This is a genomic window from Streptomyces sp. NPDC058371, from assembly GCF_042723265.1.
GTDB lineage: Bacteria > Actinomycetota > Actinomycetes > Streptomycetales > Streptomycetaceae > Streptomyces.
The window spans coordinates 774326-795184 of the sequence record NZ_JBHXJC010000002.1 but is presented as its reverse complement, the minus strand read 5'-3'; the positions used below and the strand labels follow the sequence as shown (position 1 = coordinate 795184).

The following is a 20859-nucleotide window of genomic DNA, read 5'->3' as shown; positions in this document are numbered from 1 at the left end:
AGAAGGAGTGACGGCCCATGTCCCACACCTTTTCCCGCCGATCGGCCATGCGGCTGCTGGGCGGTGCCGTCGCCGTGGCCGCGGCGGCCACCGGTACCGGCGCCGTGGCCCCCGCACACGCGGCCGGCGAGGGCAGACCGGAAGCCGGAGCCGGCCGCCGCGTGGAGAGCCTGATCGCCGAGCTCACGCTCGACGAGAAGATCTCCCTGCTTCACGGCGCCACCGACCCGGACTCGCTCGGCCAGGCCGGATACGTGCCCGGAGTCCCCCGCCTGTCCATCCCCCCGCTGCGCCTCGCCGACGGCCCCGCCGGCGTCCGCGTCACCGAGCACGCCACCGCTCTTCCCGCGCCCGTGCTGCTCGCCTCCGCCTTCGACCCGGACCTCGCCCGCCGCTTCGGCCAGGTCATCGGCCGCGAGGGCCGCGCCCTCGGCCAGGACGTCCTGCTCTCCCCGATGGTCAACCTCATCCGCACTCCTTACGGCGGCCGCAACTTCGAGACGTTCGGCGAGGACCCGCTGCTCGCGGGCGATCTGGTCGCGGCGGAGATCCGCGGGATCCAGGGCGAGGGCCTGATCGCCACGGTCAAGCACTTCGCGATGAACAACCAGGAGAAGGACCGGATGTCCGTCGACGTGCGGGTCGACGAGCAGACCATGCACGAGGTCGAACTGCGTGGCTTCGAGGCGGCCGTCGACGCCGGCACCGGCGCGGTCATGGGCGCGTACAACAAGGTCAACGGCACCTTCGCCTGCGAGAACAGGGACCTGCTCACCGACATCCTGCGCACCCGATGGGGCTTCGGGGGCTGGGTGATGACCGACTGGTTCGCCGCGCACAGCACCGCCGCCGCGCTCGCCGCGGGGCTCGACATGGAGATGCCGGACGGCACCTGGTTCGGTACGGCGCTGAAGAACGCGGTGCGCGACGGCAGCGTGCCCGAGAGACACGTCGACCGCGCCGTACGCCGCGTCCTCGCGATGATGGACCGCTTCGGCCTGCTCGACGGGACCGCACCGCCCCGCCCGGCCCGCGATGCCGGCGCGGGGGCCGCCGTCGCCCTGGAGGTGGCCAAGGCCGGCGCCACACTCCTGCGCAACGAACACGACGCCCTGCCCCTCACCGGGGCCGCCGCCCGCAGCATCGCCGTCGTCGGGCCCACCGGCACCCTCCCGTTCGTCAGCGGCGGCGGCAGCGCGCACGTCGTCCCCGACCGCGTCGAGAGCCCCCTCGACGCCATCAGGTCCCGCGCGGGACGCGGCGCCCGGGTGACGTACGCGCTGGGTGAGGACCTCTACGGCAAGCCGATCCCCCAGGGCGCGCTCGGCCGGGGCATCAACACCGAGGCCCAGGGCGTCGCCGCCGGGAAGACATGGACGTACGAGGGTTCGCTCACCGTCGCGGACGCCGACGAGTGGACCTTCGTCATCCACTACTCCGGCGAGCGCCCCCGGGTGCTCCTCGACGGTCAGGACCTCTTCCCGGTGCTGCCCGGAGTCGGGGAGTACTTCCAGGGCGGGCTGATCTCGGCCGCTCCGGACGGCCTGTCGGTGCGCCGCAAGGCACTGACCCTCGCGAAGGGCGCCCATCGGGTCGAGATCACCGCGAAGGGCGGGGACCACGGCCAGTTGTTCCGGCTGCGGCGCAGCACCGGCGTGACCCGCGCACAGGACGTCGCCGAGGCCGTCCGGGCCGCGCGCGCCGCCCACAGCGTCGTCCTCTTCGCCTACGAGGACGCCACCGAGGGCCAGGACCGGACCACGATCGCTCTGCCGGGTCACCAGGTGCGGCTGATCGAGGCGGTGGCCGCGGCGAACCCCCGTACGACCGTCGTCCTCAACACCTCGTCGTCGACCTCGATGCCCTGGCTGGCGCGGACCGCGGCCGTGCTCCAGATGTACTACCCCGGCCAGGAGGGCGCGGCCGCCACCGCCGCCGTCCTGTTCGGCGACTGCGATCCGGGCGGCCGGCTCACCCAGTCCTTCCCGGTCGACGACGCCCATCACCCGGTCGCGGGAGATCCGCTCCGCTACCCGGGCGGCGATGGCGTCGAGGAGTACTCGGAGCGCATCCAAGTCGGCCATCGCTGGTACGACGCCGAGGACGTGCGGCCGCTGTTCCCCTTCGGGCACGGGCTCTCGTACACCTCGTTCGCCTATGAAGGCCTGCGCGTACGGGAGGACCGGCGCGGTCTCGCCGTGAGCTTCACCGTCCACAACTCCGGGCGGCGGGACGGCATCGAGGTGGCCCAGGTGTACGTGGGCCGTTCGCCCGACCTCCGGCTCGACCAGGCCGTCCGGGTGCTCGGCGGGTACCGGCGCCTCGCACTGCGGGCGGGGGAGCGGCGCCGGGTCACCGTGACCGTCACCGGCCGCACGCTGTCCTCGTGGGACGCGGAACGGCACGCGTGGGTGCTCGGCACGGGGCGCCGTACCGTCTGGGTGGGTTCGTCCTCCCGCGACCTGCGGCTGCGTACGACCGCGGAGGTGACCTCGTGATACGTCGCCTCGCGGGCGTGCTCGTCGCTCTCGCCGCCGTCCTCGTCGCGCCCCTGCCGACGCCCGCGCAGGCGGCGGCGGACCCCGCACTGGTGCGCACCCGGGCGGGCTGGGTGCGCGGCGAGACCACCGCCGAGGGACGGCAGTTCCTCGGCATCCCCTACGCCGAGTCCCCGGTCGGCGCCCTGCGCTGGAGGGAGCCGCGGCCCGTCGAACCGTGGCACGGGGTGCGCACCGCACGGGGCTTCGGCAACCGCTGTGTGCAGACGGCGAGTTGGGATCCGGGATACGAGCGGCCCAGCCACACGGAGGACTGCCTCGATCTCAATGTGTACGTCCCCCAGGGTGCCGTGCGGCGGCCGGTGATGGTCTGGCTGCACGGCGGGGGCCTCACCGCGGGAGCCGGCGAGGACGTCGTGCCCGACACCTTCGCACGGCGGACCGGCGCGGTCGTGGTCACCGTCAACTACCGCCTCGGGGCGATGGGTTTCCTCGCCACGGCCGCGCTCGACCGGGAGACGCGCGACGGTGTCTCGGGCAACTTCGGGATGCTCGATCAGCAGACCGCGCTGCGCTGGGTGGCCGCCAACATCGGACGCTTCGGGGGAGATCCGGGACGCGTCACCATCGCGGGCGAGTCGGCGGGCGGACGCTCGGTCTGCACCCAGCTGGCCTCGCCGACCTCAACAGGGCTGTACCGTGCGGGGATTGTCGAGAGCGGCGCATACGGCGACTGCGCGGGCCGGATGCACCGGGGGGCCGTCGCGGACGGCGCGGCCTTCGCGGAGAAGGCCGGCTGCCCCGGCCTCTCCCTGGCCTGTCTGCGGGGCAGGCCGGCCGCGCAGATCCTCGCCGCGCAGGCCGCTTTCGACTGGGGGCCCGTGGTGGGCGGTGACTTCCTGCCCGTCCAGCCCTTCGAGGCGTATGCGCGGGGCGCGGCGGCCCGGGTGCCGATCCTGAACGGCGCGAACCAGGACGAGGGCCGGCTCTTCGCCTTCGGCCGGTTCGACGCGAACGGCACCCCGCTCACGGCCGAGCGGTACCCCGCGGCCGTCAGGGCCGTCTTCGGAGCGGACCTCGGCGAGCGGGTCCTGCGGCGCTACCCCCTCTCCGCGTACCCCTCGCCGTCCCTCGCCTACGGCACGGCCTTCGGCGACTACCTGATGGCCTGCCCGGCGTTGCGACTGGACGGCGTGCTGGCGGCGCGCGGCCCGGTCTACTCCTACGAGTTCGCCGACCGCTCCGCACCGCCCTTCGCCTCGCTGCGCAACCTGCACACGGACTTCGACTTCGGCGCGACCCATGTGAACGAGGTGCAGTACCTCTTCAAGCACTTCGGTCTCGATTCGCCGCTGAACACGGAGCAGCGCGGGCTGTCGCGCGAGATGGTGCAGTACTGGGGAAGCTTCGTCCGGGACGGGGTCCCGCGGGCCGCGGGGCAGCCCGCTATGCCCGCCGGACCCAGGCGTGTCCTGTCGCTGAAGACGGCCGCCGCGGGCGGGAACACCGTGAGCATCGGCGTCCACGGAGCCCATCGCTGCGACCTCTGGGACTCCGTTCCCGCGGTGTGAACGGGTAGGCTGCCCGGCGTGTGCCCAGGGGGAGCGCACGCCGGGCGATCACGCGGTGCGCGTCACGCCCGCCTCATGCACAGCGATACGGAGGAACCGGCGTTGCACGTCCAGGAGTGGCTCGAGACGGTGCCCGCGGTCAGCATCTACGCGCTGGTGGCGCTGGTCATCGGCCTGGAGAGCCTGGGCATTCCGCTGCCCGGCGAGATCGTCCTGGTCTCGGCCGCGCTGCTCTCCTCGCAGCACGCCGGCATCAACCCGGTCATCCTGGGAGCGTGTGCGAGCCTGGGCGCGATCGTCGGCGACTCGATCGGATACGCCATCGGCCGCAAGGGCGGACGCCCGCTGCTCGCCTGGCTCGGCGGCAAGTTCCCCAAGCACTTCAGCGAAGGGCACATCGCCACCGCCGAGCGGTCCTTCGAGAAATGGGGCATGTGGGCGGTCTTCTTCGGCCGCTTCGTCGCCCTGCTGCGCATCTTCGCCGGCCCGCTCGCGGGTGTGCTGCGGATGCCGTACTGGAAGTTCCTGATCGCCAACGTCCTGGGCGGGATCATCTGGGCCGGCGGCACCACGGCGGTCATCTACTACGTCGGTGTGGTCGCGGAGTCCTGGCTCAAGCGCTTCTCCTGGCTCGGCCTGGTGGCGGCACTGCTCATCGGGGCCACCTCGCTGCTGATCGTCCGGCGCAAGACGAAGCAGGCGACGGCCCACGCCGCGGCGGCCGAGCCGGAGTCCGTACCGGCCCCGGCCCCCGCCGCCGACTGAGTCCCCCCGGCAGCGTGCGACCCGTCCCCCGGCGGGGTCAGGTCCCGGCACGCCGCGCCTGCGGGTGCAGCCCTCCGACGGCGCCTCCCCGAAGCGCTCAGCTCTCCTCGTGCGCCGCGCGGTGTGCCTTCGCCAGCTCCACGTACAGGGTGCCGTTCAGCGAGATGCCCTCGCGCTCCTCGTCGGTCAGCTCCCGCCTGATCTTCGCGGGTACGCCCGCGACGAGCGAGCCCGGCGGTACCCGCATGCCCTGCGGCACCAGCGCCTGCGCCGCCACCAGCGAACCCGCGCCGATCACCGCCCCGTTGAGCACGGTCGCGCCCATCCCGATCAGACAGTCGTCCTCGACGGTGGCACCGTGCACCACGGCGTTGTGCCCGATCGAGACCCGCTCGCCGACCGTGATGGGGAAGCCGGGGTCGACATGGAGCGTGCAGTTGTCCTGGATGTTGCTGTCGGCACCGATGACGATCGGACCGCAGTCGGCGCGCAGCACGGCGCCGTACCAGACACTCGCGCCCGGGTGCAGCGTCACCTCGCCGAGCACGACGGAGGTCGGCGCCGCGAACGCCTCCGGATCCACCTTCGGATCCTTGCCGCCCACCCCTGCGATCAGCGCCTGGTGCGTCATCGCACCCTCCTCGTTCGTCGATGGCCCGTCGGTACCGGCACCGTAAGCGATGGGCGGCGGCCCGGCACGGCCGGGTGGGGTGAAGATCACAGGGGCTCCGCCTCATGACCGCGCGGCACGGTGAGTACCGTGAGCGGGTGCCCAGGAGCAAGAACACGTTCTCATCATGGCGTCGCCGCCTCGCCCAGCGCGTCGTCCATGCGGGCTGGGCCTGGGCGCAGCGCACGGGCGCGGTCACGGCCGAGCATCCGGGACGGCTCCGCTTCGGCGCGATGGGAACAGGTACCAGACTGGCCTTCCCCCTCGGCACCGTATTCGGTGAACCCTGGATCCATCTCGGCGCGCACTGCATCATCGCCGAACAGGTCACTCTGACCGCGGGGTTGATGCCCGACCTCGACCTCGGACCGGACCCCATCCTCAGCATCGGTGACGGGGTGGTCCTCGGCCGCGGCAGCCATGTCATCGCCGACACGACGGTCACGATCGGCAGCGACTGCTACTTCGGCCCGTATGTCTACGTGACGTCCACGAACCACTCGTACGACGATCCGCACCAGCCCATCGGCAAGCAGTGGCCGCGGATGGACCCCGTCTCCATCGGGCCGGGCTGCTGGATCGGGACGGGCGCGGTCATCCTGCCGGGGGCACGGATCGGGCGGAACGTCGTGGTGGCCGCGGGAGCGGTGGTACGCGGCACGGTCCCCGACCACGCGGTCGTCGCCGGCGCCCCGGCGAAGGTCGTACGGCGATGGGATCCGGTGCAGGGCTGGCAGCCGCCGCTGCGCACCCCGGCGCCCGTGCCGATTCCCGACGGCGTCACCCCGGAACAGCTGCTGGCGCTGTCGGACCTCGACGCGGAGGCGGTCGCCGGCCTCGCCGAGCTGGACGAACTCGACACCGAGGCCGCGGGGGACGTACGCGCCGAGTCCTGACGCCGTACCTGCGGCCGGTCGGCAGCCCGTCGGCAGCCGGTCCCCGCTCAGCCCGTCGCCAGCAGCACCGTGCCGACCAGCGCCAGGCCCGCGCCCGCGGCCTGGATTCCGCGCAGGCGTTCACTGAGGACGCCGCGGGCGGCCAGGGCCGTGACGACGGGGTAGAGCGAGGCGAGTACGGCGGCCACGGTGACGGGGCCGTAGCGGGCTGCCGTCGCGTACATGCCGTTGGCCGCGACGTCGGCGAGGCCGACGAAGGCGAGGGCGGGCAGGGAGTGCCGGATCAGGGTCATGCCGCTGCCTTCGGGGAGCGCCTCGGCACCGCGGCGCACCGAGAGGAAGAGTGCGGTGCCGCCCGCCACCACGTTGGTGACACGCTGCACGAACAGGGCGAGGAAGAGACCGGTGACGGTGGTCGAGGCCTCCGAGATCAGCGACATGACCGCGCCGAAACCGAACGCCGCGAGCAGGGTGAGCAGGACCGCCTGACGCTGGACGGGGGCGCCCTTGAGCTGCGGGCCGCCCGCGAGCACGACACCGACGACGGCGACCGCGATGCCCGCGAACTGCAAAATTCCCGGGCGCTCGCCCAGGACCAGGCCGACGCCGACCGGGACGGCCACGCCCAGGGAGCCGAGCGGGGAGACGACGCCCATCGGACCGAGCGCCAGCGCCTTGTAGAACGCCAGCATCGCGACCGGCCCGGCCAGCCCTGCCGCCACGGCGAACCACAGCTGGGGGCCGGCCTCCCGCCAGCCGCCGGTCGCGAAGACGACAATGCCGAGCACGGTCGCCGCGATCGTCTGCGAGGCGACCACCACCGTGAGCGCCGGCATCCGCCGGGTCAGCAGCCCGCCGCCGAAGTCGGCCAGCCCCCACAGGAGGCTGGTGGCCAGGGCGAAGAGTGCTGTCATGGTGGCCTCGCAGTACAGTGCAGTGAACAATCCGGTGCACCCCACCGTAGTTCAGTAGACTGAACTCTGTCATCCAGAATATTGGACGGAATGTGTCGGACCTCGACTTCCTGACCCAGTCCCTCGCGCGCAACGTCAAGCGGTGGCGCACCGAGCGGGGCTTCACCCTGGAAACGCTCGCCGCACGCGCCGGAGTCAGCCGCGGCATGCTCATCCAGATCGAGCAGGCGAGGACCAACCCCAGCATCGGCACGGTCGTCAAGATCGGTGACGCCCTCGGGGTCAGCATCACCACCCTGCTCGACTACGAGCAGGGGCCCAAGGTCCGGATCGTCCCGGCCGACCAGGCCGTACGGCTGTGGCACACCGACGCGGGCAGCTACAACCGGCTGCTCGCCGGTACCGAGGCGCCCGGCCCGCTGGAGATGTGGGACTGGCGGCTGATGCCCGGCGAGGACAGCCCCTCCGACCCGCATCCCGCCGGCACGGTCGAGCTCGTCCATGTCACGGCGGGCGAGCTGACCCTCGTCGTCGACGGCGCCGAACACCGCGTCCCCGCGGGAGCGAGCGTCTCCTTCGAGGCCAACGCCCCGCACACGTACGGCAATTACGGCGACGTGCCGATGGAGATGATCATGACGGTGTCGGTCCCGCCCGTGCACTGAGGCACCCGCTGGGCCTCCGCGTACCACCGCTCGGAACGTCCGGCGGGAGCCTCTCGTACGACTGTTAGCGTGCCGTCATGCGCGCACCACTCGGAGACTTCGACCACGCCACGCCCGCCCCCGACTGCCTCGACGAACTCACCGCCCCGGTCGCCGAGGCCGTCCGCCGCTGGAGCGGCAGCGTTCCCGCCGAGCAGATCGTGTACGTCGACACGCGTCCGGAGTGGGCGGACACCCCCGTCTTCCTGGAGCACTACGGCAAGGACCTGCTCGACCGGTCCGCCAACTGCGTGGTCGTCGCGGGCAAGCGGGGCGGCGAGACCACGCCGGCGGCCTGCGTCGTGCTCTCCGCCGCCCGCGTCGACGTGAACGGCGCGGTGCGCCGCCAACTCGGTGCCCGCAAGGCGTCGTTCGCCCCGATGGACACCGCGACCGGGGAGACCGGGATGGAGTACGGCGGCATCACGCCCCTCGGGCTGCCGGGGGAGTGGCCCGTGCTGGTGGACTCGGCGGTCGTCGATCTGCCGTATGTGCTGGTCGGCAGCGGACGGCGGCGCGGGAAGCTGCTGGTGCCCGGCAAGGCCCTCGCCCAGCTGCCGAACGCCGTGGTGCTGGAGGGGCTGGGAGTCGTCTGATCCCGCGCACGACGGGCGGCCCGGTCGCGTCGGCTCACGGGCGCACGGCCGGTGGCCCGGGCGCAGGGCCGTTCGCGTCGGGTCACACGGTCGCGTGATGAGCGAGGGGGAGGTGGGGGTCCGTCTCCCCCGGCGCGGGCGCCGGATCGGCGTGGACCAGGGCCGCGGTGAGCTTGGGTACGGCGTGCAGCAGGGCGTGTTCGGCCTCGACGGCGATGCGGTGCGCCTCCCGTACGTTCGCCTCGCCGTCGACCTCCACGGCCACCTCGGCGCGCAGCCGGTGCCCGATCCAGCGCAGCCGCAGCTCGCCGATCCCCTGCACGCCCGGTACCCCGCGCAGCGCCTGCTCCGCCCGGTCCACCAACTCCGGCTCGACGGCGTCCATCACGCGCCGGAAGACCTCGCGGGCGGCATCGCGCAGTACCAGGGCGATGGCGGCGGTGATCGCCAACCCCACCAGGGGGTCGGCGAGTTGCCACCCGCAGGCCGCGCCGCCGGCACCCACGAGGACGGCGAGCGAGGTGAAACCGTCGGTGCGGGCGTGCAGTCCGTCCGCGACGAGCGCAGCCGAGCCGATCGCGCGGCCCACCCGGATCCGGTAACGGGCCACCCACTCGTTGCCGACGAAGCCGATGACCGCGGCCACGGCGACCAACGCGACGTGGTGCAGGGGGCGCGGGTGCAGCAGCCGGTCGACCGCCGACCAGGCCGCGAAGGCGGCCGACGCGGCGATCGTCAGCACGATCGCGAGGCCCGCGAGATCCTCCGCCCGGCCGTAGCCGTAGGTGAAGCGGCGGTTCGCCGCGCGCCGGCCCACGACGAAGGCGATCCCCAGCGGTACGGCCGTGAGCGCGTCCGCGGCGTTGTGCACCGTGTCTCCCAGCAGCGCGACCGACCCGGACACCGCGACAACGGCCGCCTGTGCCAGGGCTGTTGAGCCGAGCACGAGCAGCGAGACCCACAGCGCCCGCATCCCGCGCGCCGATGATTCCAGGGCCGCGTCGAGCTTGTCGGCGGTCTCGTGGGAGTGCGGGGCGAGGAGGTGGCGCAGCCGGGCGAGGGGGCGTGCGGATCCGTGGTCGTGCCGGTGGTCGCTCCGCGGAGGATGGTCGTGCGCGTGGGGGTGCGCGTGATCGTGGGGGTGCGCGTGATCGTGCCCGTGTCCCGGGCCGTGCTCGTGGTGGGCGGGCCCGTGTTCTTGGAGGTCGTGCCGGTGAGGGTCGTGCCCGTGACCCTCGTGTTCCTGGCCGTGTCCCTCGTGGATGTGCCCGCTCTGGGAGGGGTTGCGGTCGTGCCCGTCGTGCTCGTCGCTCACGTGGGTCCCCTTCGGTGCGCGTGGAGTGGACGCGCCGACGTCCGGAACCCATTATGTGCGTATGAGCGCACGCATGCACCTATCACCTGCGCACGATGCGCAGCCGCGCACGCGGAGCGAGGCGGACGCGCCACAGGGCGACGAGCCCGCGCCCGCGCCGGCGGCGGTCGACATCCCGCCCGACAATGCCTCGGCCGCTGTCGGCGCCTCTGGTGAGGACTCGCATCCAGGGACTCCCGGCGAGGAGCAGTTCGCGCTGGCCGCCGAACTCCTCGCTCTGCTCGGCGACCGCACCCGGCTCACGCTGCTGCACGCCCTGGCCGGTCAGGAGGCCGATGTCACGACGCTCACCGAGGTGTGCGGCGCCGCCCGGCCCGCGGTGAGTCAGCATCTGGCCCGACTCCGCCTCGCGGGCCTCGTGAGCACCCGCAAGGAAGGGCGCCGGGTGGTCTACTCGCTGCGCGACGGGCATCTGCGCCGGGTCGTGGACGAGGCACTCAACCTGGCGGACCACCGGCTCAGCGACCGGCCGGCGCACGACTGAAGGCGGGGGCCGCAGGGCCGCCGTCCAGTACCGGGCGGTGAAGCCTTCGCCGGCCTCCCACGGGCTGGGCCGCTGCGCCCACATCGCCCGGGGTCGGCCGAAGGGTGTCGTGTGCCCGGCCGGAACCGTGGTGTGACGGCGCAACTGCCGTCCCACTCAAGGGTGTTCGGGGCTCAGACGGTGGCGGCCGCGACCTGGGTCGTGAGCTGCTGGATGACCTCGGTGAGACCGGTGACGACCTCGTCGTCGTCGGCGGGGTGCGTCTCGGCGAAGCGGATCCTGGAGCCGGGGATGGAGAGCTTCACGTCCTCCAGGACCGCGCCGCCCGCGATGCCCACGGCCTTGCGGGCCTCGTCCTGGGCCCAGACGCCGCCGAACCGGCCGAGCGCGGTGCCGACCACGGCGACCGGCTTGCCGCCGAACGCGCTTGCGCCGTACGGACGGGACAGCCAGTCGATCGCGTTCTTCAGGACGGCCGTCACGGTGCCGTTGTGCTCGGGCGAGAAGAGCAGGAAGCCGTCGGCCTCTCCGGCCGCGGCGCGCAGCCGGACGGCCGTGGCCGGCGCGCAGCCTTCGGCGTCGAGGTCCTCGTTGTAGAAGGGCACCTCCGCCAGCCCCTCGAAGAGCTCGATCTCAACGCCCTCGGGGGCGTGCTTGACGGCGGCCTCGGCGAGCTGACGGTTGTGCGAACCGGCACGAAGGCTGCCGACGAGCGCGAGGATACGTACAGACATGGCGGGGACTCCAAGGGGGGATGCGGTCGGGAGCGGGGGTGACGCAATGCTGTTCGTCAAGCGGTCCCCGGATAACCGGACCAGGGTCCGTTCTCTTTCCTACCACCCATCCGGACCATGGTCCACTTTCCTCTTCGAGCGTTACGCTGCGTTCATGAACTCGCCCCTGTCGTCCTCGCCCCCAGCGCACGACACCCCGGACGGGCGGCGGGACCTCGCGCTGACGCCGGTCGGCGAGCCGCCCCACCTGCGTGCCGACGCCGCCCGCAACCGCTCGCGTCTGCTGGAGGTGGCCGCCCGACTGGCGGCCGAGCGGGGAGCCGCCAACCTGACCATGGAGGCCGTCGCCCTGGCCGCCCAGGTCGGCAAGGGCACGGTCTTCCGGCGGTTCGGTGACCGCACCGGACTGCTGATGGCCCTGTTGGACCACCACGAGCGGCAACTCCAGACGCGATTCCTGACCGGCCCCGCGCCGCTCGGACCCGACGCCCCCGCCCTGGAGCGGCTCCGGGCCTTCGGGGCGGCCGTCATCCGCCACGAACACACCCACCGCGACCTCTACTTGGCCGCCCACGCGGAGTCGGGGCGCCGCCACACCTCACCCGCGTACGTTCTGCGGCTCACGCATGTCACCCTCCTGCTGCGCCAGGCACGGACGGCCGGCGACACCGAACTCGTCGCGCACACCCTGCTGGGTTATCTCGATCCCACCCTGGTGCACCATCTGCTCACCCGGCGCGGGCTCTCCCTCGATCGCCTCGAATCCGGCTGGTACGACCTCGTGGCCCGCTACACGTCGTGACCTGACGACGCCCGGGGGCCGGAGAACCGAGGCCGGACAACGGAGTTGAGCGCGGCACGGTGTCACTGCGCGGGGTGTTCCTCCACATGGTCGAGGAGTACGACGGCGACGCCCGCGATGCCCACGACGCCCGCCACGCCGACCTGCTCCGCGATCGGATCGACTGCGGCAGCGGGCGCCGAACGAGCCGCCCGTCCCCACTCTTGACCCTCCCTTTCCCTCATTAGCTCTGATACAGAGATAGTCTCGGAACATGGAGTCGGAGAGCTTCGCCGATGATCTGGCCCACACCCTGGCCGGTGTGCAGCGGCTGATCCGGCGTCGGCTTCGGAGCGGTGTGACCGGCCCGAGACTGCGTGGCGCCGAGGTGGATCTGCTGCGTCTCGTCGCGTCCCAGCCCGGCATCGGGGTGTCGGAGGCGGCCAAGGAGCTGTATCTGGCGGGCAATTCGGTGTCGACACTGGTCAACCAGCTGGCGCGGGACGGCTTTCTGGTGCGCGAGACCGACCCGGCCGACCGGCGTGCCGCACGCCTGCTGCCCACGCCGGCCGCCCGAGCGCGGCTGCGCGACTGGCAGGAGCGGCGGGCGGCGCTCGTCCGCCGCCAGGTCGACCGCCTGGACGAGACCGACCGCGCGGCACTGGAAGCGGCACTTCCGGCCCTGCGGAACCTGGCCGCGCACCTTCACGAGGAGGCCGACGAGACATGAAGTGGAACCCAACTGCCGAGGCCCCCGAGGCCGTCGCCTGCTCCGGACTCACCTACGCCTTCGGCGCGACGAAGGCGATCGACGGACTGGACCTCACGGTCCACGACGGCGAGGTCTTCGGGCTGCTCGGTCCCAACGGCGCCGGCAAGACCACGGCGATCCGCTGCATCACCACCCTGCTGCCGGTCCCGGCCGGCCGGATCCGCGTCTTCGGCCACGACGCCGCGAAGGAGCGCATGGCGGTACGCCGGCTGCTGGGCTATGTACCGCAGCAGTTGTCCGCTGACTCGGGACTCACGGGACGGGAGAACGTGGAGCTCTTCGCCCGCGTCTTCGACGTCTCGCGGCGTGAGCGCGCCGAGCGGGTCGCCCAGGCGCTGGCCGCCGTCGACCTCACCGACGCGGCCGACCGGCTCGCCAAGACGTACTCCGGCGGGATGGTCCGCCGCCTGGAACTGGCCCAGGCGCTCGTCAGCGCACCCCGGCTGCTGATCCTCGACGAGCCGACCATCGGCCTCGACCCGATCGCCAGGACGAGTGTGTGGGACCACATCAACGCCGTGCGTGCGGCGACCGGCATGACCGTGCTCGTCACCACGCACTACATGGACGAGGCCGACCAGTACTGCGACCGGGTCGCGCTGATGCACCACGGCCGTATCCGCGCCCTCGGCACGCCCGGTGAACTGCGCTCCGGGCTCGGCGAGCGGCTGCGGGCCGCGGCGGGTGCCACAGCGCTGGAGGCGGGCGCCGCACTGCCCTCGCTGGAGGACGTCTTCCGCGACCTTGCCGGCAGCGGCCTCGACGACCAGGCAGGAGACTTCCGCGATGTCCGAAGCACCCGCAACACTGCAACCCGTGTCGGCTGACCACGCCCGCCCGGGCTTCGACCTGCTCCTGACGCCGCCCCGGGCCCGTACGGGCTGGCTGCTGCTGCCCGCCCGGGTCGCCGCGATGTGCGCGGTCGAACTCCAGAAGCTGCGCCACGACCGCACCGAGCTCTACACCCGGGCGGTGCAGCCGGCGCTGTGGCTGCTGATCTTCGGTGAGACGTTCACCAGGATCAAGGCGATACCCACCGGCGGCATCCCCTACATCGACTATCTCGCGCCCGGCATCATCGCCCAGTCCGCGATGTTCATCGCCATCTTCTACGGCATCATGATCATCTGGGAACGGGACGCCGGCATTCTCACCAAACTCCTGGTCACACCGACCCCGAGGTCGGCGCTGATCACCGGCAAGGCGTTCGCGGCGGGGGTCAAGGCGCTGATCCAGGCCGTCGTCGTCATCGTCATCGCGGCCCTGCTCGGTGTGGGCATGACGTGGAACCCGCTGCGGCTGCTCGGCGTGGCGGTGGCCGTCGTCCTCGGGTCCGCCTTCTTCGCCTGTCTGTCGATGACCATCGCGGGCATCGTGCTCACCCGCGACCGTCTGATGGGCATCGGCCAGGCCATCACGATGCCGCTCTTCTTCGGATCCAACGCCCTCTACCCCGTGGCCGTGATGCCGGGCTGGCTCCAGGTCATCAGCAAGGCCAACCCGCTGAGCTACCAGGTGGACGCCCTGCGCGGACTCCTGCTCGGCACGCCCTCGCACCTCGCCCTCGACTACGCCGTCCTGGTCGTCGCGGCGGCACTGGGCATCGCCGCGGCCTCCTCCCTGCTGGGCCGACTGGCTCGCTGAGCCGGACCCGGGGCCGGCACCCCGCGGGACTCAGCCGACGTGGACGCGGGGCCGGCGTGAGCGGTCGGGCTCGGCCTCGCGCAGCACCTCCCTGGTCACGGGGGCGACCTCGCCCTGGCCGAACAGGAAGAAGCGCAGGAAGTTGGTGAACGGGTTGCCCTCGGTCCACTCGAAGTAGATGTGCGGCGTGTGGCCCGTGGTGTCGCGGACGTGCAGCAGCAGGGCGGCGATCGCGTTGGGGACGGAGGAGGACTCCACGGTCAGCACGCGATAGCGGCCGTGCAGGACTTCGCCGCGTACGGTCAGCGTCGCCTCGAACTCCGACGGGTCGAGGACGGTGACCTCGACAAAGACGAAGTCCTCCTGGAGCGGGACGTCGTTGTCGGCCCGGATCTGCTCGATCTTCTCGCGGTATTCGGCGAGGTCGCGGTTGTCCGGCTCGTTGGCGACGAATCGCATCCGGCGGCTGGCGATGTCCCGTACGAACCGCTGGGCCACGGTGTCCAGATGCACGCTGGTGACCCGCAGCTCGAAGGCGCGGGCGAGCCGGGACATGAGAGAGACCAGGATGATGCCGGCAATGAAACAGGCGCCGATCTTGACGCCGTCGGGGCGCTCGACGACGTTCGTGACGGTCGTATAGAGGAAGACCGCCGAAATGACGGCGAAGGCAACGGTCCAGTGGCGCTGTCCCGCCTTGCGCGCGGCGATGGTGACGGCGATGGCGGCGGAGCTGATCAGCACCAGCACACCGGTGGCGTACGCGCCGCCCTGGGCGTCCACGCTCGCGTCGAAGATCCAGGTGACCAGGAACGCCACCAGGATGAAGACGATCACCATGGGGCGCACGGCACGCGCCCAGTGCGGCGCCATGCCGTAACGCGGCAGGTAACGGGGCATCAGGTTGAGCAGCCCGGCCATGGCGGAGGCGCCCGCGAACCACAGGATGGCGATCGTCGCCACGTCGTACACCGTGCCGAAGGCACTGCCCAGGTACTCGTGCGCCAGATACGCCAGCGCCCGGCCGTTGGCCTGGCCGCCCGGATCGAACTCCTTCTCCGGGATCAGCAGCGTGGTGATGAAGCTGGTCGTGATCAGAAAGACGCTCATGATCACGGCAGCGGTGGTGAGGAGCTTCTTGGTGCCCCGGATGCGGCCGGTGGGTTTCTCCTCGGCGTCGCCCGCATCGCCCTGTACGTGTGGCATGACGGCGACGCCGGTCTCGAAGCCGGAGAGGCCGAGGGCCAGTTTCGGGAAGACCAGCAGTGCGACGCCGACCATGGCGAGGACGTTCCCGTGCTCGGTGGTCAGGGCGCTGCCCCAGTCGGTGACCACGTGCGCGGCGGTGGCCACGTGCCACAGGCCCACCACCACGACGACCACGTTCAGGGACAGATAGATGCCCACCAGGACGACGGCGATGCCGATCGCCTCCAGGAAGCCCTTGAGGAACACGGCGCCGAGCAGGGCCACCAGTACCAGCGTGATCAGCATCTGCTTGTCGTGCAGGGCGCCGGTCAGATGGGGGTTCTCCACCAGGTGGGTGGAGGCGTCGGCCGCCGACAGGGTGATGGTGATGAGGAAGTCGGTGGCGGCGAAGCCGAGCAGGGTGAGGACGAAGAGCTTGCCCTGCCAGAAGGTCAGCAGCCGCTCCAGCATGGCGATCGAGCCCTCGCCGTGCGGGCTCTCCTCGGCCACCCGCCGGTACACCGGCAGCGCGCCGGCCAGAGTGACGATCACCAGCACGATGGTCGCCACCGGCGACAGCAGCCCGGCCGCCAGTGCGGCGATGCCGGGCTGATAGCCGAGGGTGGAGAAGTAGTCGACGCCGGTCAGGCACATCACCCGCCACCACCGCTGTCCCTGGTGCACGGGTTCCGGCGGGGCGTGCGGCCCCTGTGGGGTCCTGCCCATGTCGGACAGGCCCTCCAGCATCCACGCGCGCAGGCGACGCGTGCGGGCGTGGTCGGTGCGGGCCATCCGTGTGCTCCTGACGTGCTGCCGAACAGGGGAGCGCGGTCCGCACACGGACGTTGGGGCCGGCGGGTGCGGTCGGTGATCCCGGGCTCAGGTGGTTCCGCACGGGGGAGAAACGCCGCCGCCCGTCCGTCCGCCCATTGTCATCACCGGGCACGCGATCGGCAGGCCGGGAAACGGCGCCGGTGGGGTGTGATCGGCGGCTCGGGATGGGCTCCGACGGGTGGGAGCGCGAGGTGCCGGGACGCTCTGGAGGTGGGTGAACGGCAGATAGGGACGGGCTCTGGAGGGGCGGGAGCGGGAGGCCGGGACGCTCTGGAGGTGGGTGAACGGCAGGTAGGGACGGGCTCCGGAGGAGTGTGAAGGGCAGGTCGGGGCCCGCGTCTGCGGGGTCCGTTCGGGAGGCCGGGTCCGGGTCCGGGCCCTTACGGGTGCGGTCGGCCGGGAGCAGTCGTGAAGGCCGTGCTCGGGGTCGCCCCGATGCGCCGTCCGAGGGATGCGCGGTCGGCCGCCGGTACCCGCGGGTGGGGCGTCAAGGGCGGGTCAGCGGCGAGACGTGGCCTTCGACGTCGTCCCCTCCGCGGTCCTCCGCGGTCCTCCCGTTGGTCAACGGCCACCGGCGACGGCGCGGTCGGCGTGACGACGTTGCGGTGGTCGGGGCGACGACACCCCCTAGCGCAAGGACCCGATCTCGATGGCCGGGCAGCGGTCCATGACCATCTCCAGGCCGGCGGCACGCGTGCGCTCGTACGCCTTCTCGTCGATGACCCCGAGCTGGAACCAGACGGCCTCCGCGCCGATGGCCGCGGCGTCGTCGGCGACGGGCCCGGCGAGATCGCTGTTGACGAACACGTCCACGACGTCGACCTTGAACGGGATGGCGGACAGCGAGGGGTAGCCCTGCTCGCCGTGGACCGTCTCGGCGTTCGGGTGGACCGGGACGACTCGCTTGCCGAACCGCTGGAGCACGGCCGCGACGCCGTACGCGGCACGCTGCTGATTGGACGACAGACCGACGATCGCCCAGGTGTCGCCGAGTTCCGTGAGGATCTTGCGGATCGTTGCCGGGTCGCCGTACACGGTCGGCCTCCTTGGGTCCCTGTGCTCTGCGGTCATGAACCTTCAGCCGGGCAACAGCGCGGGGAGCGCGAAGATTCCCCTGGCGGACGGAGGGTGCGGCGGTTTTCGGGAGGGACCGGGGCGTTGCGGTGCCCGGCGTACGAAAGCCTGACCGGAATGCGGCCCACCGCCCTGCGCCCGCGCCTCAGCCCGCCTACGCTCACCCCGTGCTGCGTATCACCGATACCCGAACCGGCGAGCCCACGGACGCCGTCGCCGCCCGCAGGGGCCTGACCCGCGTCGAGGCGCATGTCTCGGGGGCCGACACCACGGCCCTGCGCGTCCTGCTGGTCGCCGACGTGCTGGCCCGGGCCCTGGAGATCGGAGGGACCCCCGTGGTCACCCTCGCCGATCCACCCGTTGAGCTCCGGGCCCGCGCGCTCGAACTCGGCATCCGGCCGGCCGAGGCGCACACCGCGCTGGGCGGTCAGGTCGTCCATGTGCTCGGGCCGGACGACACCGCAGGGGACGGAATCCACGTGGAGGTCGCCCCGGCGTACGGCACCGCCGAGCCCGCGGTCCTGCGTCTCGCCCTGCTCGCCCGTCCGCGCCGCGAGCCGATCGACCTGGACGACGCCGACCTCGCCGCGGCCCGCGACCTGCTCACCCGCTGGCGCAAGGCGGTCGCGAACTGGGCGACCCGTCCGTCCCGGCCCGTCCCCGAAGGGGTACGGCAACAGCTGCGGGCCGCCTGGGAAAACGACCTCGACGTGCCGGCCGTTCTCGACGTGCTGCACCGGGTGGAGGCCGACGAGGAACTGCCGGAGGGCGCCCGTTTCGAGACGTACGCCTATGCGGACCGGCTCCTCGGGATCGAACTCACCCGTGACATCGGGACGTTGTGATGATCGCGCGCACGGGTGCGGGGCCGTTGCGCAGACTCGTCGTCCTGCGGCACGCCAAATCCGCCTGGCCCGTGGGCGTGGACGATCACGAGCGGCCGCTCGCGCCCCGCGGGCGGCGTGACGCCCCGGCCGCCGGGCGGGCGCTCGCCGAGACCGACCTCCTGCCCGACCTCGCGCTGTGCTCCACCGCCCTGCGCGCCCGCCAGACCTGGGAACTGGCCGCGGGGCAGTGGGGCACCCCGCCGCCCGTACGCTTCGAACCGCGGCTGTACGCGGCCGGCCTACCGGATCTGCTCGACGCCGTGCATGCGGTCCCCGACCCGGTGCGGACGTTGCTGCTGATCGGCCACAACCCCGGGCTCGAGGAGCTGGTGCTCGAACTCGCCGGGGACTGTCTCGACGACACGCTGGCGGTCGCCCGAGCCAAGTTCCCGACCTCGGCCGTCGCGGTTCTCGCCTGGCACGGCAGCGGCTGGCGCGATCTGACCTTCGGCACGGCACTGCTGACGGACCTGATCGTGCCGAGTGGGAAGAAGCAGCGGTGACGCTCGACTGACGGGGGCGCGGAGGCGCGTGCACGCCGGGCGCACGCGCTGGATGCGCACGCCGGCGTTCACCACCCGGCGCGTACGCCCCGCGTGCACGCAGCGCATACGCTGGCGGAATGCAGGACGCGTACCGCACAGTGGGCCGCCCGGGCGTGCACGAGACCGAGATCAACCGCTCCCGCTTCCTGTGCGCGCTCGCCCCGGCCGCCACCGAGCGGGAGGCCCAGGAGTTCGTCGCCGGCGTCCGCAAGGAGCACGCGGACGCGAGCCACAACTGTTTCGCGTACGTCATCGGCGCCGACGCCGCCGTACAGAAGGCGAGTGACGACGGCGAACCGGGCGGGACCGCGGGCGTGCCCATGCTCCAGATGCTGCTGCGCCGCGACATGCGGTACGTCGTCGCTGTCGTCACCCGCTACTACGGCGGGGTCAAGCTGGGCGCGGGCGGCCTCATCAGGGCGTACGGCGGAGCCGTGGGCGAGGCGCTGGACGCGGTCGGCACGCTCACGCGCAGGCGCTTCCGGCTCGCGACCGTGACCGTCGACCACCAGCGCGCCGGCAAGGTGCAGAACGATCTGCGGTCGACCGGACGCGAGGTGCGCGAGGTGACCTACGGGGAGGCCGTCACGATCGAGATCGGGCTGCCGGACGCCGAGGTGACGGCATTCCGTGCGTGGCTGGCCGACGCCACGGCCGGGACAGCCGGGTTCGAACTGGGCGGAGAGGCATACGGGGACGCATAACGGTGCGATACGGGAGTAGCCGCCCGTGATGTCCGACCCGCCCGTTAGTCTCGAGGATCATGAGGCTCCTGCACACTTCCGACTGGCATCTCGGCCGGGCGTTCCACCGGGTGAACATGCTCGGCGCCCAGGCCGAGTTCATCGGCCATCTCGTCACGACCGTGCGTGAGCGCGGTGTGGACGCGGTGGTCGTGTCGGGGGACGTGTACGACCGGGCGGTGCCGCCGCTGGCCGCCGTCGAGCTCTTCGACGACGCCCTGCACCGGCTCGCCGACCTGGGTGTGCCGACGGTGATGATCTCCGGGAACCACGACTCCGCGCGCCGGCTCGGTGTGGGCGCCGGCCTCATCGGGCGGGCGGGCATCCATCTGCGGACCGACGCGGCGGCGTGCGGCACACCCGTGGTCCTCGCCGACGCACACGGGGACGTGGCCTTCTACGGCCTGCCCTATCTCGAACCCGCCCTGGTGAAGGACGAGTTCGGGGTGGACAAAGCGGGTCACGAGACCGTGCTCGCCGCCGCCATGGACCGGGTCCGCGCCGACCTCGCCACGCGCGCGGAGGGCACCCGTTCCGTCGTCCTCGCCCATGCCTTCGTCACCGGCGGAGAGGCCAGTGACAGTGAGCGGGACATCACCGTGGGCGGAGTCGCCGCCGTACCCTCCGGCGTCTTCGACGGTGTCGACTACGTGGCCCTCGGGCATCTGCACGGCAGCCAGACCATCACCGAGCGCGTGCGGTATTCGGGCTCCCCGCTGCCGTACTCCTTCTCGGAGGCAGACCACCGCAAGAGCATGTGGCTCGTGGAGCTCGGCCCCGGGGGCGAGCCGGCCGCCGAGCGCGTCGCGTGCCCGGTGCCGCGACCGCTCGCCCGGATCCGGGGGCAGTTGGACGACCTGCTGGCCGATCCCGGCCTCGCGGGACACGAGGAGGCGTGGGTCGAGGCGACGCTCACCGATCCGGTGCGCCCCGCCGACCCCATGGCCCGGCTGACCGAGCGCTTCCCGCACACGCTCAGCCTCGTCTTCGACCCGGAGCGGGCCCCCGAGGATCCCGACATCTCGTACGCCCGACGGCTGGCGGGGCGCAGCGACCAGGAGATCGCCGAGGACTTCGTCGCGCATGTGCGCGGTGCCGGTCCCGACCCGCGTGAACAGGGCGTGCTCCAGGACGCCTTCGACGCCGTCCGCGCCGATGACGCCGTCCGGGAGGTCGCCCGGTGA

General features: G+C 72.3%; 22 protein-coding genes. 15 read left to right on the top strand and 7 right to left on the bottom strand.

The features are described 5' to 3' along the window. Positions 1-17: 17 nt before the first annotated feature. The 3 genes from ACFWM2_RS11195 (at position 18) to ACFWM2_RS11185 (ending at position 4834) form a co-directional block, all read left to right on the top strand. Positions 18-2498, top strand: coding sequence for a beta-glucosidase (locus tag ACFWM2_RS11195; RefSeq protein ID WP_383276243.1), 2481 nt, complete (start codon positions 18-20; stop codon positions 2496-2498). Beyond that, a complete protein-coding gene (locus tag ACFWM2_RS11190; protein ID WP_383276240.1) occupies positions 2495-4069 on the top strand; it encodes a carboxylesterase/lipase family protein in 1575 nt (524 codons plus the stop codon). The genes ACFWM2_RS11195 and ACFWM2_RS11190 overlap by 4 nt, the downstream gene beginning before the upstream one ends. Positions 4070-4171: 102 nt before the next feature. Further along, on the top strand, positions 4172-4834 hold the full coding sequence (locus tag ACFWM2_RS11185; protein WP_383276533.1) for a DedA family protein: 663 nt from the start codon (positions 4172-4174) through the stop codon (positions 4832-4834). A gap of 97 nt (positions 4835-4931) precedes the next feature. Here ACFWM2_RS11185 and ACFWM2_RS11180 read toward each other — a convergent pair whose 3' ends face one another. Then, positions 4932-5465: a gamma carbonic anhydrase family protein gene (locus ACFWM2_RS11180; protein ID WP_383276237.1), complete on the bottom strand. Its 534-nt coding sequence runs from the start codon at positions 5463-5465 to the stop codon at positions 4932-4934. A 104-nt stretch (positions 5466-5569) separates the two neighbouring features. Between ACFWM2_RS11180 and ACFWM2_RS11175 the strand changes: the two genes are divergently transcribed. Further along, complete coding sequence (locus tag ACFWM2_RS11175) at positions 5570-6400, top strand: acyltransferase (RefSeq protein WP_383276234.1); 831 nt, start codon at positions 5570-5572, stop codon at positions 6398-6400. Between the two features lie 47 nt (positions 6401-6447). On the opposite strand, the gene ACFWM2_RS11170 is transcribed toward ACFWM2_RS11175, so the two are convergent. Next, positions 6448-7314: an EamA family transporter gene (locus tag ACFWM2_RS11170; protein ID WP_383276530.1), complete on the bottom strand. Its 867-nt coding sequence runs from the start codon at positions 7312-7314 to the stop codon at positions 6448-6450. A gap of 92 nt (positions 7315-7406) precedes the next feature. Here ACFWM2_RS11170 and ACFWM2_RS11165 point away from each other — a divergent pair, with 92 nt between their 5' ends. Next, a complete protein-coding gene (locus ACFWM2_RS11165) occupies positions 7407-7979 on the top strand; it encodes a helix-turn-helix domain-containing protein (RefSeq protein ID WP_383276231.1) in 573 nt (190 codons plus the stop codon). Between the two features lie 77 nt (positions 7980-8056). Continuing rightward, positions 8057-8614 (top strand): YbaK/EbsC family protein, encoded by a 558-nt coding sequence (locus ACFWM2_RS11160; RefSeq protein WP_383276228.1) that lies wholly within the window; start codon positions 8057-8059, stop codon positions 8612-8614. Positions 8615-8696: 82 nt separating this feature from the next. Here ACFWM2_RS11160 and ACFWM2_RS11155 read toward each other — a convergent pair whose 3' ends face one another. Next, positions 8697-9878: a cation diffusion facilitator family transporter gene (locus tag ACFWM2_RS11155; RefSeq protein WP_383276527.1), complete on the bottom strand. Its 1182-nt coding sequence runs from the start codon at positions 9876-9878 to the stop codon at positions 8697-8699. A 223-nt stretch (positions 9879-10101) separates the two neighbouring features. Between ACFWM2_RS11155 and ACFWM2_RS11150 the strand changes: the two genes are divergently transcribed. After that, positions 10102-10473: an ArsR/SmtB family transcription factor gene (locus ACFWM2_RS11150; protein WP_383276524.1), complete on the top strand. Its 372-nt coding sequence runs from the start codon at positions 10102-10104 to the stop codon at positions 10471-10473. A 173-nt stretch (positions 10474-10646) separates the two neighbouring features. Here ACFWM2_RS11150 and ACFWM2_RS11145 read toward each other — a convergent pair whose 3' ends face one another. Continuing rightward, positions 10647-11207 carry an NADPH-dependent FMN reductase gene (locus ACFWM2_RS11145; protein ID WP_383276225.1) on the bottom strand — a complete coding sequence of 187 codons (561 nt, stop codon included), beginning with the start codon at positions 11205-11207 and terminating at the stop codon, positions 10647-10649. Between the two features lie 154 nt (positions 11208-11361). Here ACFWM2_RS11145 and ACFWM2_RS11140 point away from each other — a divergent pair, with 154 nt between their 5' ends. Beyond that, positions 11362-12009: a TetR/AcrR family transcriptional regulator gene (locus ACFWM2_RS11140; RefSeq protein WP_383276222.1), complete on the top strand. Its 648-nt coding sequence runs from the start codon at positions 11362-11364 to the stop codon at positions 12007-12009. Between the two features lie 62 nt (positions 12010-12071). Here ACFWM2_RS11140 and ACFWM2_RS11135 read toward each other — a convergent pair whose 3' ends face one another. Continuing rightward, a complete protein-coding gene (locus ACFWM2_RS11135) occupies positions 12072-12233 on the bottom strand; it encodes a hypothetical protein (RefSeq protein ID WP_383276219.1) in 162 nt (53 codons plus the stop codon). Positions 12234-12262: 29 nt separating this feature from the next. On the opposite strand from ACFWM2_RS11135, the gene ACFWM2_RS11130 reads away from it, so the two are divergent. The 3 genes from ACFWM2_RS11130 to ACFWM2_RS11120 are packed head-to-tail and all read left to right on the top strand — an operon-like array spanning position 12263 to position 14404. Beyond that, the gene (locus ACFWM2_RS11130; RefSeq protein ID WP_383276216.1) at positions 12263-12718 is read left to right on the top strand and encodes a MarR family winged helix-turn-helix transcriptional regulator; all 456 of its coding nucleotides are present in this window, start codon (positions 12263-12265) and stop codon (positions 12716-12718) included. Next, on the top strand, positions 12715-13587 hold the full coding sequence (locus tag ACFWM2_RS11125; protein ID WP_383276213.1) for an ATP-binding cassette domain-containing protein: 873 nt from the start codon (positions 12715-12717) through the stop codon (positions 13585-13587). Before ACFWM2_RS11130 ends, ACFWM2_RS11125 begins: the two co-directional genes overlap by 4 nt. Next, positions 13547-14404: an ABC transporter permease gene (locus ACFWM2_RS11120; RefSeq protein ID WP_383276210.1), complete on the top strand. Its 858-nt coding sequence runs from the start codon at positions 13547-13549 to the stop codon at positions 14402-14404. The genes ACFWM2_RS11125 and ACFWM2_RS11120 overlap by 41 nt, the downstream gene beginning before the upstream one ends. A gap of 30 nt (positions 14405-14434) precedes the next feature. Here the strand turns inward: ACFWM2_RS11120 and ACFWM2_RS11115 are convergent, their stop codons facing one another. Together ACFWM2_RS11115 and ACFWM2_RS11110 are read right to left on the bottom strand one after the other, a co-directional pair. Then, complete coding sequence (locus ACFWM2_RS11115; protein WP_383276207.1) at positions 14435-16384, bottom strand: amino acid transporter; 1950 nt, start codon at positions 16382-16384, stop codon at positions 14435-14437. A 669-nt stretch (positions 16385-17053) separates the two neighbouring features. Then, the gene (locus tag ACFWM2_RS11110) at positions 17054-17461 is read right to left on the bottom strand and encodes a CoA-binding protein (RefSeq protein WP_383276205.1); all 408 of its coding nucleotides are present in this window, start codon (positions 17459-17461) and stop codon (positions 17054-17056) included. 206 nt (positions 17462-17667) lie between these two features. Between ACFWM2_RS11110 and ACFWM2_RS11105 the strand changes: the two genes are divergently transcribed. The 4 genes from ACFWM2_RS11105 (at position 17668) to ACFWM2_RS11090 (ending at position 20859) form a co-directional block, all read left to right on the top strand. Then, positions 17668-18345 carry a hypothetical protein gene (locus ACFWM2_RS11105; RefSeq protein ID WP_383276202.1) on the top strand — a complete coding sequence of 226 codons (678 nt, stop codon included), beginning with the start codon at positions 17668-17670 and terminating at the stop codon, positions 18343-18345. Then, positions 18345-18890 carry a SixA phosphatase family protein gene (locus tag ACFWM2_RS11100; protein WP_383276199.1) on the top strand — a complete coding sequence of 182 codons (546 nt, stop codon included), beginning with the start codon at positions 18345-18347 and terminating at the stop codon, positions 18888-18890. Before ACFWM2_RS11105 ends, ACFWM2_RS11100 begins: the two co-directional genes overlap by 1 nt. A gap of 119 nt (positions 18891-19009) precedes the next feature. Continuing rightward, complete coding sequence (locus tag ACFWM2_RS11095) at positions 19010-19636, top strand: YigZ family protein (RefSeq protein ID WP_383276196.1); 627 nt, start codon at positions 19010-19012, stop codon at positions 19634-19636. Positions 19637-19695: 59 nt separating this feature from the next. Further along, positions 19696-20859 carry an exonuclease SbcCD subunit D gene (locus ACFWM2_RS11090; RefSeq protein ID WP_383276193.1) on the top strand — a complete coding sequence of 388 codons (1164 nt, stop codon included), beginning with the start codon at positions 19696-19698 and terminating at the stop codon, positions 20857-20859.